Source organism: Streptococcus bovimastitidis (assembly GCF_001885095.1).
In the GTDB taxonomy this organism is placed as follows: Bacteria; Bacillota; Bacilli; order Lactobacillales; family Streptococcaceae; genus Streptococcus; species Streptococcus bovimastitidis.
Genome location: NZ_LZDD01000001.1, coordinates 230,748 through 241,876 on the forward strand (window position 1 = coordinate 230,748; position 11,129 = coordinate 241,876).

Sequence of the window (11,129 nt, forward strand, 5' to 3'; positions counted from 1 at the left end):
GCTATGGCGTATGTACCAATCCCAAAAGATTTAAAGAAAGTTAAGACAAAGGTGGCTTTCAATTTAACAAGAAGACAGCTTATCGGATTTTCGGTAGCGGCACTTGTAGGCATTCCTACTTATCTTTTTATGAGAAAGTTTGTGCCGAACGATATAGCGGTTATTTTCCTGATTGTAGCGACCTTGCCAATCTTTTTTATAACGCTGTTTGAAAAGGACGGACTGACATTTGAAAAATACTTTAAGTACATCTATTTGCATAAATTTTATCAGCCAGGTAAGAGAGTGAGAAAGGAGGTTTACCTTGAACAAGAAAAGAAAAATACAGCAGATAAGCTTAGACAAAAATCAAAAAATCTTGGCACAAAACAAGAAAAATCTAAGAAGCGACAAGATGGGAAAGGTTAAGAAAAATAAATTTTTTCTTGACCTTATCCTAAAAAAAGAAGCAAAAAGATTTACGGTTGAAGACACCATTCCATATCTTAGAATGCTAAAAAGCGGTATTTGTCAGCTTGATGAAAAGCATTTTAATAAGTGCATTGCCTTTCAGGATATTAACTATCAGCTTGCCTTAGAGGAAGATAAAGACCTTATCTTTAACCAGTTTGCTAATGTCTTAAATTCATTTGATCCAAGTGTGGATATTGAGTTTTCATATATCAATCAGCTTGGCAGAAATAATGAACTGAAAGCTGCCATTCAAATTCCCGATAAAAATGACGGATATGACGATATTCGCCTTGAGTTTCGTGAAATGCTTAAAAGTCAGCTTGCCAAGGGTAATAACGGACTTAAAAAATCCAAATATATCACTTTTGGGGTAGAAGCGGATAATTTAGAACAGGCTACGGTAAAGCTTGAAAGACTGGAGCTTGATATTCTGTCCAATCTAAAAAATATGGGAGTTAGAGCCGAGGGCTTAACGGGAGAAGAAAGACTGAAAGTCTTACACGATATATTAAATCCCGATAAGCTCTTTTCTTTTTCCTACAAAGACTTAAAGCCAAGGGAAAGCACAAAGACGGTAATTACACCGGATAGCTTTAACTTTATCCCAAGTAAACACTTTAAGTTCGGTAAATTCATCGGAGCCGTCAGTCATCTTCAAATCCTTGCAAGTGAGCTTTCGGACAGAATGCTTGCAGAGTTTTTAGATATAGATGACAACATCAATATTTCCTTTCATATCAAAGCGGTTGAGCAGACGGAAGCCATCAAGATGGTTAAAAGGAAGAATACCGACATCGACAAGATGAAAATCGAGGAGAACAAAAAGGCGGTTCGATCAGGCTATGATATGGATATACTTCCAAGCGACCTTATCACTTACGGGGATAATATCAAGCTGCTTCTAAAGGATTTACAAACAAGAGATGAGCGTATGTTTATCGTTACGATTGTCTTTATGAATTTTGCAAGGACAGTGCAAAAGCTTGACTCGACACTTTCACAGATTTCATCAATTGCAAGCAGACACAACTGCAAGCTGAAACGCTTAGACCATAGTCAAGAGCAGGGATTTGTGAGTGTACTTCCGCTTGGAGTAAACAAAGTTGAAATAGATAGAGGACTTACCTCATCATCTACTGCCGTATTCTTACCGTTTACAACAGAAGAGCTTTTCATTAACTCAAGCAACAGCCTTTATTATGGGTTGAATGCTCTAAGTCATAACCTTATTATGGCAGATAGAAAAAAGCTTAAAAATCCAAACGGCTTAATACTTGGAACACCGGGCTCAGGTAAATCTTTTGCGGCAAAAAGAGAAATGGCAAATGCCATTTTAACAACGGACGATGATGTTATTATCTGTGATCCCGAGGGAGAGTATGGAAACCTCGTTAAACAGTTTAACGGCGAGGTTATTAAGGTCAGTGCCAAGAGTAAGGACTTTCTCAATCCCCTTGATATAAACATGAACTACGGAGATGGAGATGCACCGCTCAAGGATAAGGCAAACTTCATTATGAGTATGCTTGAACTTGTAGTTGGAGGAAGCGGACTTACAGCAGAAGAAAAGTCCGTTATAGATAGGTGCTTACCTAAAATCTATGAAAAGTATTTTAATGAACCCGAACCAAAAAATATGCCTATTTTACAAGACCTATACGATATGCTAAAAAACCAGGAAGAAAAAGTCGGTAAAAAGCTTGCAACGGAGATGGAAATCTATGTATCAGGCTCTCTTAATGTCTTTAATCATCAGTCTAATGTGGACTTAGATAAACAGCTTATCTGTTTTGATATTAAGGAGCTTGGAACGCAGCTTAAAAAGATAGGAATGCTTGTCATTCAAGATCAGGTCTGGAACAAGGTTTCAAGAAATAGAAATACCGGAAAAAGCACAAGATATTACATTGATGAGTTCCACTTGCTTTTAAAAGATGAGCAGACTTCGCAGTATTCTGTGGAAATCTGGAAGAGGTTTCGTAAATGGGGTGGTATCCCGACAGGAATTACGCAGAATGTAAAGGATCTTCTTGCCAGTAAAGAGATTGAAAATATCTTTGACAATACGGATTTTATCCTGATGCTGAATCAGGCAACCGGCGATAGAGATTGGCTTGTAGTAAAGCTTAAAATCTCAAAAGACCAGGAGAAATTCGTTACCAATTCAAGAGCAGGCGAGGGGCTTATTTTCTTTGGGAATACCATTGTTCCCTTTGTAGACAACTTCCCGAAAGACACAATCCTCTATCAGAAAATGACAACGAAGCCTGAAGAAATGAGGTAGTGTCTATGAGCAAAAAAAGAAAGCGAGACTTGAATGAAAGGATAAAAGCAAAAGAAGAAGCGAGTGTTTCAGGTAATGATTCTTTATTTGACAGTTTAGGCAGTAAACGAAAGGTCGGGGATGACTATAGGAATAAGTTAACTAAAGATGAGAACAGATTTGACGAGAAGCTTCATGAAAAGGAAAGTAAGAGAATTACTGAAGCCTCTGATACAAGCCTAAGTAATAAAAGCAAAAACGCCATTAAGCGAAATCTTAAGAGTGCTGAAGCAAAATCTGAAACCGGCAGTAAAAAAGTATCGGCAACATCGGATTATCAAACGGAAGTCAAAGAAAATCGTATTTACGATCCGCTTGCCAAAGACCAGGACGGAGATGGCGTAGCAGACAGATATGATACCGACTTTAGAGATAGTGAAATATCCTATGAACCTTTATCAAACAAGAAGTCTAAGCTTCATGAAATGCAGAAGAAAGCGATTAAACGCAAGAATTATTCTGATGATATTTTTACAAGAAAAGGAGCAGAAGATAAAACCATAAAGGATACCATTTCAAAGACGGAAGAAAGCACCAAGGCTTCAAGCTGTAAAAAGGTCGCAGAAGATAGAGCAAAGAAAAATAGATTCTATAACCGCCATAATAAAGAAACTTTGCTTGGAGCAAGTGCTGTATCCGTTGCAAGGGCAAGTGATGTGGCAAGTCGCTATTTATCTACAGGAAGTGATGAAAATAAAGGTGTAGAAGCTGCCGAAAAAGGGCTTGATACATCATCTAAGCTCATTCACGGAATTAAGAATTATTCGGATAAAAGAAGAATGAAAAAGTCCTACGACTTATCTGAAAACAGCCTTCGTGTACGAAAGAAAAAGTCAAAGCTTGAATTTCGGGAAGCCAAAGAGGAACTTAAAAAGAATGATGAATATAAAAAGGCTTCGGCATATAAGAAATTCCAAAAGAGAAAGCAGATGAAAGCTGCCATAAACGGCAACAATCAGACAAGAATCAGAGACAGAATTAAAAAAGGCGTGATTGATACACTGAAAGGCTCTAAGGAGATGATTGTTAAAAAGGCGAAGGGTGTCTTGCTTATTCTGTTTGGGATTATTTTTCTTGGAACATTCGTCATTCAGTTTTCAGGCGGAGCAATGTCGGGAGTTGTGAACTCTACAAGTAGCGTTTTAACGACTTCTTATTTGTCAAGTGAGGAACAGCTAAAAGGGATAAATCAGTATTTCTCAGGTCTTGAAAATGATTTGTACGACAAAATCGAAAATGTCGAAAGTGATTATCCCGGATATGACGAATACATCGTCAATCAGAACGGCTTTATCGGACACAATGTCCATGAGCTTTTATCGTATATCACGGCAAGGTTTGGGGAAGTTAAAAATCTTTCGGAAGTTCGAGGAATTTTGGATGGGCTTTTTAATGATATGTATAAGCTTTCCTACGATGAAGAGATTGAAATCAGATATAGGACAGTTACGGAAACTTATATCGATGAAGATGGAAATGAGTATACCGAAAGTCATGAAGAGCCTTATGAGTATAAAAAGCTTATTGTAACCCTCGATAAAAAAGAGATGGACAGCATTATAAGGGAAGTCTTTGCTGAGTATCCCGACAATCTGAAACACTATGAAGCCTTATTCCTTGCTCAAGGAAATATGGCGGAAATCTTCGGTAATACCGACCTGTTAAATTCTCTTGGAGGTGTAGGTAATGGTGCTGAATACGAAGCTTCAAGCGAGGTGCAAAAGAAAATTGTAGATGCCGCCTTTATTACTCCATCGCCTGGTCCTGGCTGGTGTGCCATGTGGGTATCACAGGTCTATCAAAATGCGGGGCTTGGATATATCGGAGGAAATGCCAATGATATGTATCGAAACTATACTTTTACATCAGACAGGTCAAAGCTAAAAGTGGGAATGCTTGTTGCAGTGGAAAGCAGTAGTAGCGGAAGCACGGCAGGACTTACCTATGGTCATGTAGGTATTTACATCGGAGACGGAAAGGTAATTGATAATATCGGTCATATAAGAGTAACCACTGTAGACGATTGGATTGCGACTTTTTGTAAACATCATCCGGTAGGCTTCGGTTTTCCGCCGAATGTAAATAGATAAGGAGGGAACAATGTGAAAAAAGAACTGACAGTAATTAAAAATAGAATAAGGAAGTTAAAGGATAAAAAGGCTCTGATTGATGAAGAATTGGAGCCTTTATTTATTCGTGAGGAAGAACTTGAAAATGAGGAAATCATAGCAATTTGCAAAAAGAACAACATCACAATCAGTGATTTGATGGCAAAGGTAAACAGAGAAAAAGCAGAACTGAAAAAGGAGAGGACAAATGAAAACCAGTTTGAAAAAGAATAATAAATTTTGGACAGCAGCACTTGCAGTAATTGTAAGTATTAGCTGTATTTTAGGACTTTGGACAGTGGTGTATGCTCAGGAACAAAAGGTATCGGATATGCCTACAAGTGATAAGGCTGTCCAAACGGAAGTGGAAGTAAATGTAAAGTATATTTTTGAAGATGAAAAGGTATTTAAGGAAGAAAAGATTAAGGCAGAGAAAGGACAGCTTCTTGATAGCGGAGATCTTCCAATGCTTCCTGATGATATGAAATTCATTGATGAATTTCTATTCTATGAAGTAAAGGGCGATGGAAAGGATGAGATTATCCGTAAGGTAGCAAAGATAGAAGTTAAGGATAAGGAAACTCAGACGGAAGAAGAGAAACCAAAGCAGGACGAAAGTACGCAAACAGAAACTCCAAAAACTGAAAATAAAGGCACACAGACGGAGCTTTCTAAAGACGATATTTCCAAGATAGAAAAAGAGGCTAAAGAACTTCAGGATAAACTTGATAAATTAAATGGCGAAATCAAGGACAAAGACAAGTTAAGTGATAAGCAGAAAGAAAAAATCAAAGACCTTGAAGTTGAGATTGAAAGTCTTAAAGAGAAAGCAAAAAAAGATAAGTGGAATAAAGACTTATCGGAAGATATGAAAAAGGAGATAGATAAGCTATCTGAAAAGGTGAAAGAGCTTGAGAAAAAGGCTATAGAAACAAATAAAGCTCCTGCAACATCTCAGTCAGTTACACCTATTAGTCCTATTTCCGGTATTAAGACAAATTCAGGTATTTCTTCTCAAACACCACAGACCTCTATAAGTAGTTCAGGTAAAGGTTCATCTGATACAGTAAGCTCAGGGAATACTACAAAGGATACAGGTAAAACAGAAGCAAAGGAGAAAGAAAAGGAAGTTCGCTATCCGAATAAATTGACACCAAAGGCTCCTGCTAATAACAGTCAGAACTCATATATGGATAGTTCAAACAAGACTGTAAATACTAATAAGGGAGTAGCTTCAGCACCTTCAAAGGCAAGAGGGAGTGTTACGGAAAATAAGGATAATGCAAATAAGGACTATCCAATTCATCATGGAGATGAAAAGGAAGTTGATATGTATTCAGCCGATGCAAGGCAGTTCATTACATTTCAAACGAAAAATGGTAAGACCTTTCATCTCATCATCAACCACGATGAGGATAGTGAGAATGTAATGCTTTTAACGGAAGTATCTGAAGACGATCTTCTAAATATGGTTGAAAAGAAAGAAACACCGAAACAGGAGATTACCAAAGAGGAGCCGACTAAGGAAGAAGTAAAGCCTGAGAAAAAAGAAGAAAAGAGTGATTTAGGCACATATATCCTTTTGGCTCTTGTAGTAGCAGGTGCTTTAGGTGGCGGATATTATTTCAAGGTTGTAAAGAACAAAGAGAAAGAGGAACTTGAAAATCTTGAAGAAGATGACGATTTTTTCTCAGAAGCCGAAGAGTATGAGGAAAGTGAAGCTTCTGAAACAGAAGAAATTTAATGTATAAAGTGTTGTGAGATTTGCTGCCATTGACTATTTGCACCAAATATTATATAATATTTGGTGCAAAGGAGGTGGCATATCAGGTGAATTATAAGCAGAAAATACTAGACAGGATAGAAAGTTTTGAGTCCAATCAGGTTTTTATCGTAAATGATTTTTTTGATATTGCAGGATATGAAACGGTTCGCAGTACATTAAATCGTCTGGTAGAAGATAAAGAGATTATCCGCATTATGAAAGGCATCTACTATAAGCCGAAATATATAGAACTGATCGGAGAGTATGAAGCACCGTCCGTGAATGAAGTTGCGAATGCCATTGCCAGAAAATATAACTGGACGATTGCTCCATCGGGCAATACGGCTCTTAATTTATTAGGTTTATCTACGCAAGTACCGGCAAAGTGGACATATATATCAGACGGAAGATATGCCAGTTTCAGTTTCGGTAATGCAACAATCGAATTTAAGCGTAGAAATAATGGAGACATTTCCAAAATGTCAACCTTGACTTCAATGGTGATACAGTCAATTAAGGCAATCGGAAAAGACAAAATCACTTCAAAGCAGATCGATTATCTACGGGAAAAATTATCCGAAAAAGAAAAGTCGGAACTGCTTGCAGATAGTAAAACTACAAGTGCCTGGGTATATGGCATTATTAAGAAAATCTCAGAGGTGTAGAAATGTTTGAATACAAAAAGATGTCAAAAAATGAATTGGAGCAAGTTATCAAAAACGCTTCCTTGAAAATCGGTGTAAATGAGGTAATTCTTGAAAAAGATTACTGGGTATGCTTTGTCCTTAATTATCTTTTCTCTAAGTGTAAATGGAAAGAGGCTTTTACCTTTAAGGGTGGTACAAGTCTTTCAAAATGCTTCAATTTAATTCAAAGATTTTCAGAAGATATTGATTTAATCCTTGACTGGAGGGTAATCGGATATAGCTTTGATGAACCGTGGCAAAAACGCTCCAACACAAAGCAAGATAAATTTAATAAAGAGTCCAATCAAAAGACGGAAGACTTTCTAAAAAATGAATTTGTTCCTCAGTTGGAAAGTGATTTTAGAGATATGCTTGATGAGGAGTTTCATATAAGAATAGATGAAAGCGACCCGCAGACAGTATTGTTTGAATATCCGAAAGCATTTAAGTCTTCATATGTGGTGCAGGCAGTAAGACTTGAGATTGGAACACTTGCAGCTTGGACACCATCGGAAGCAGTTCATATTGTGCCTGATATACAAAAAATATATCCTATGCTCTTTGATGGAGATTTTATAAAAGTAAGAACCGTTCTTCCTGAAAGAACATTCTGGGAGAAAGCGACTATCCTTCATCACGAAGCAAATAGACCTGAAGAGCTTGCAATACCTAAAAGATATGCAAGACACTATTATGATTTAGTGTGCATTGCAAATTCGCCATATAAAGACAGGGCATTTAAGAGCTATGAGCTTCTTGAAAAAGTTGTTCAGTTTAAGCAGAAATTCTATCCGAGGAAATGGGCAAAATATGAAGAAGCTACAACTGAAACAATCAGGCTTATGCCTGATGAGTATCGCCTAAAGGAAATTAAAGAAGACTATAAAAATATGACTGAGATGTTCTTTGGCGAATATCCGAGTTTTGAAGAGCTGATGAATTCAGTGCTTGAACTGGAAAAAGAAATTCACAAAATTAAATAATGCACCAAAAATAATACAATATTTGGTGCAAAGTGTAGGGCGAGAGAGTAAAATCTTTCGCTCTTTTTTATTGAAACAGGAGGGAAAATATACATGGAACAAAAACTTGTGATAGCAGAAAAACCGAGCGTAGCCATATCTATCGCGAAGGTTATCGGAGCGAAAAATAAAAAGGACGGATATTATGAGGGAAATGGATACAAAGTATCTTGGTGCGTTGGACACTTAATTCAGATGGCAAATCCGGACAGCTATGATGAAAAGTATGCGAAGTGGAATATGGCTGATTTACCGATTATCCCAAGCGACTACAAGTATGAAGTTGCTAAATCAACTAAGAAGCAGTTTAACATCATTAAAAAGCTGATGAATGATAAAGAGATTGATATGGTTATCAATGCTTGCGATGCAGGTCGTGAAGGAGAGAGCATTTTTAGACTTGTATATAACGAAGCTAATTGTAAAAAGAAAATGCAGCGTTTATGGATTTCATCTATGGAAGATAGTGCCATTAAAGAGGGCTTTGATAATCTAAAAGACGGAAAGGACTATGACAATCTTTTTGAATCGGCACAGGCAAGAGCCATTGCAGACTGGCTTGTCGGAATGAACATCAGCAGGCTCTATTCTTGCCTATACAAGCAAAATTACAGTGTTGGAAGAGTACAAACACCTACTCTTGCCATGATTGTAAAACGAGATGACGAGATAGCAAACTTTAAAAAAGAAAAATACTATACAGTAGAGCTTTCTACAAATGGTTTTACACTATCAACAGACAGAATTGATGATAAGGTTGCTGCTAAACAGCTTTTAAATTTAGTTGGTGATAAGATTGAAATAACTGATGTCATACAGAAAGAAAAGATAACAAAGCCAGAGTTGCCATTTGACCTGACAACACTTCAAAGAGAGTGCAATAAGTATTTCGGATATAGTGCCAAGCAGACACTTGATTATGCCCAAAGTCTGTATGAGAAAAAACTGATTACCTATCCAAGAACAGACAGCAGATGCCTTACCGAAGATATGATTACAAGTACCGTCAATAACATTTTGGGCAAAAATGACTTTGACACAGGGCGTATCAAGACGGTATTTAACTCTAAAAAGGTTACGGATCATCATGCGATTATCCCGACAATAAGCTCGCTGAGTGAAAATTTATCGGGCATTCCTGAGAGTGAAGCAAAGGTATATAGGCTTATTTCCAATAAGCTTCACGCAAGTGTGGGCTATCCTTTAGTGGAAAACACAACAAAGATTGTGGCTGAATTTGACGGCTTTGAATTTACGAGTACCGGTAAGGTAATTAAGGACGAGGGCTTTACTAAGTATTTGAAAGAATATAAGGCGAAAAAAGATGAGGACATGGAGCTTCCTGATGTAAGCTTTAGCGATATTATAAGCATTGAAAATAAAGAGTTTAAAGAAAAATTTACCCAATCTCCGAAACACTTTACGGAAGATACGCTCTTAAAGTCTATGGAGATTGCAGGAAATGATGCCTTAGAAAAAGGTGTAGAGGTGGAAAGAAAAGGACTTGGCACTCCGGCAACAAGAGCAGGGATTATTGAAAACTTAATCCTTAAAGGATTTGTCGAAAGAGATAAGAAAAATCTTGTTGCTACCCATAAAGGAATAAGCCTTGTAACCATTGTTGAGGATACATTTAAGTCTGCAAAGACAACGGCTGAGTGGGAAATGAAGCTATCGGATATTGCACAGGGAAAGGCAAGTAAGGACGAGTTTCTAAAAGAAATTGAAGCTGAGATTAAAAAGACAATAGAAAAATATAGAAAGTAAGTTTTAAGGGAATGAGAGATTATCTTGTTCCCTTATTTTATTGGAGGTGATTACGATAGAAGAGATAAATGTGTTGGAGCTTTTCGGTGGCATCGGTGCTATAAGAAAGGCATTTATAAGGCAAAAAATCTCACATAGGATAGTTGATTATGTGGAAGTCGATAAGAACTGTGTTAAAAGCTATAACGCACTCTATGGAGAAGATTTTAAGCCACAGGATATAGTAAAGTATCATCCACCGGATGAAAGAATAGACTTTGTAATGCACGGCAGTCCTTGTCAGGATTTTAGCCGTAGCGGACTTAAAAAAGGCGGAGAAAAAGGAAGTGGAACAAGGAGCAGCCTGTTATTTGAAACGATACGGATAATTGAAGAAATGAAAGAAAAGCCCAAGGTTGTCCTTTGGGAAAATGTAAAGGGAGTTCTCGATAAGAATATGAGAGCTTCCTTTTTTCATTACCTAAAAGAAATGGAAAGGCTCGGATATGAGAGCAAATACAAGATATTAAACGCTATGGATTTCGGTATTCCGCAAAATAGAAAGCGTATCTTTGTTGTGAGCATACTCGGACAGAATGATTTTGATTTTGAAACTCTTAAAAAAGCAGAAACAAGAAGCATTGATAATTTCCTCGAAAAAGATGTTTCAGACCTTTATGAAGTAAGGCAGAAGTCAATGCTCAGATACTTGTCGGGCAATCCTAAAAATAAGAACTTCAAAGGCCGCTTAAAAATCATAGATAAGTACGCCTATACTATTTCCACAAAGCAAGTCAGAGTACCAAACTCAGGACTTGTAGATATAGGAAATGGCAAGTACAGGTATCTTACGGAAAGGGAGTGTTTAAGACTTATGGGCTTTGATGATGAAGATTTTGATAAGATAAGAGCCATTTATCTGAAAAGACCGGGCAAAACATCATCTATTCTTTATAAGCAAGCCGGCAACAGCATCGTGGTAAATGTGCTTGAAGCGATTTTGAATGAAATATACAGGAGGTAAGA

At 37.2% G+C, this 11,129-nt stretch carries 9 protein-coding genes; all 9 read left to right on the plus strand.

Annotated features, from left to right (window positions below; genetic code table 11):
• Positions 1–3 precede the first annotated feature (3 nt).
• Positions 4–408, plus strand: a complete 405-nt coding sequence (locus A9Q68_RS01145) for a PrgI family protein (RefSeq protein ID WP_071792828.1) — start codon at positions 4–6, stop codon at positions 406–408.
• A complete protein-coding gene (locus A9Q68_RS01150; RefSeq protein ID WP_071792829.1) occupies positions 305–2,737 on the plus strand; it encodes a VirB4-like conjugal transfer ATPase, CD1110 family in 2,433 nt (810 codons plus the stop codon). The genes A9Q68_RS01145 and A9Q68_RS01150 overlap by 104 nt, the downstream gene beginning before the upstream one ends.
• 5 nt (positions 2,738–2,742) lie before the next feature.
• Complete coding sequence (locus tag A9Q68_RS01155) at positions 2,743–4,866, plus strand: CHAP domain-containing protein (RefSeq protein ID WP_071792830.1); 2,124 nt, start codon at positions 2,743–2,745, stop codon at positions 4,864–4,866.
• A gap of 12 nt (positions 4,867–4,878) precedes the next feature.
• Positions 4,879–5,118, plus strand: a complete 240-nt coding sequence (locus A9Q68_RS01160; protein WP_071792831.1) for a conjugal transfer protein — start codon at positions 4,879–4,881, stop codon at positions 5,116–5,118.
• On the plus strand, positions 5,093–6,628 hold the full coding sequence (locus A9Q68_RS01165) for a CD1107 family mobile element protein (RefSeq protein WP_071792832.1): 1,536 nt from the start codon (positions 5,093–5,095) through the stop codon (positions 6,626–6,628). The genes A9Q68_RS01160 and A9Q68_RS01165 overlap by 26 nt, the downstream gene beginning before the upstream one ends.
• Positions 6,629–6,714: 86 nt before the next feature.
• Complete coding sequence (locus A9Q68_RS01170; protein WP_071792833.1) at positions 6,715–7,314, plus strand: DUF6088 family protein; 600 nt, start codon at positions 6,715–6,717, stop codon at positions 7,312–7,314.
• A gap of 2 nt (positions 7,315–7,316) precedes the next feature.
• Entirely contained in the window at positions 7,317–8,318 is a 1,002-nt protein-coding gene (locus A9Q68_RS01175) for a nucleotidyl transferase AbiEii/AbiGii toxin family protein (protein WP_071792834.1), read from the plus strand.
• A 93-nt stretch (positions 8,319–8,411) separates the two neighbouring features.
• Entirely contained in the window at positions 8,412–10,124 is a 1,713-nt protein-coding gene (locus A9Q68_RS01180) for a DNA topoisomerase 3 (RefSeq protein ID WP_071792835.1), read from the plus strand.
• Positions 10,125–10,179: 55 nt separating this feature from the next.
• Positions 10,180–11,127 (plus strand): DNA cytosine methyltransferase, encoded by a 948-nt coding sequence (locus tag A9Q68_RS01185; RefSeq protein ID WP_206281794.1) that lies wholly within the window; start codon positions 10,180–10,182, stop codon positions 11,125–11,127.
• The last annotated feature ends 2 nt before the right edge of the window (positions 11,128–11,129 follow it).

Bases quoted from the DNA above. Each gene is read 5' to 3' on its own strand.
- A9Q68_RS01145 (WP_071792828.1), top strand. From the start codon at position 4: ATGGCGTATGTACCAATCCCAAAAGATTTAAAGAAAGTTAAGACAAAG.
- A9Q68_RS01155 (WP_071792830.1), top strand. From the start codon at position 2,743: ATGAGCAAAAAAAGAAAGCGAGACTTGAATGAAAGGATAAAAGCAAAA.
- A9Q68_RS01165 (WP_071792832.1), top strand. From the start codon at position 5,093: ATGAAAACCAGTTTGAAAAAGAATAATAAATTTTGGACAGCAGCACTT.
- A9Q68_RS01175 (WP_071792834.1), top strand. From the start codon at position 7,317: ATGTTTGAATACAAAAAGATGTCAAAAAATGAATTGGAGCAAGTTATC.
- A9Q68_RS01180 (WP_071792835.1), top strand. From the start codon at position 8,412: ATGGAACAAAAACTTGTGATAGCAGAAAAACCGAGCGTAGCCATATCT.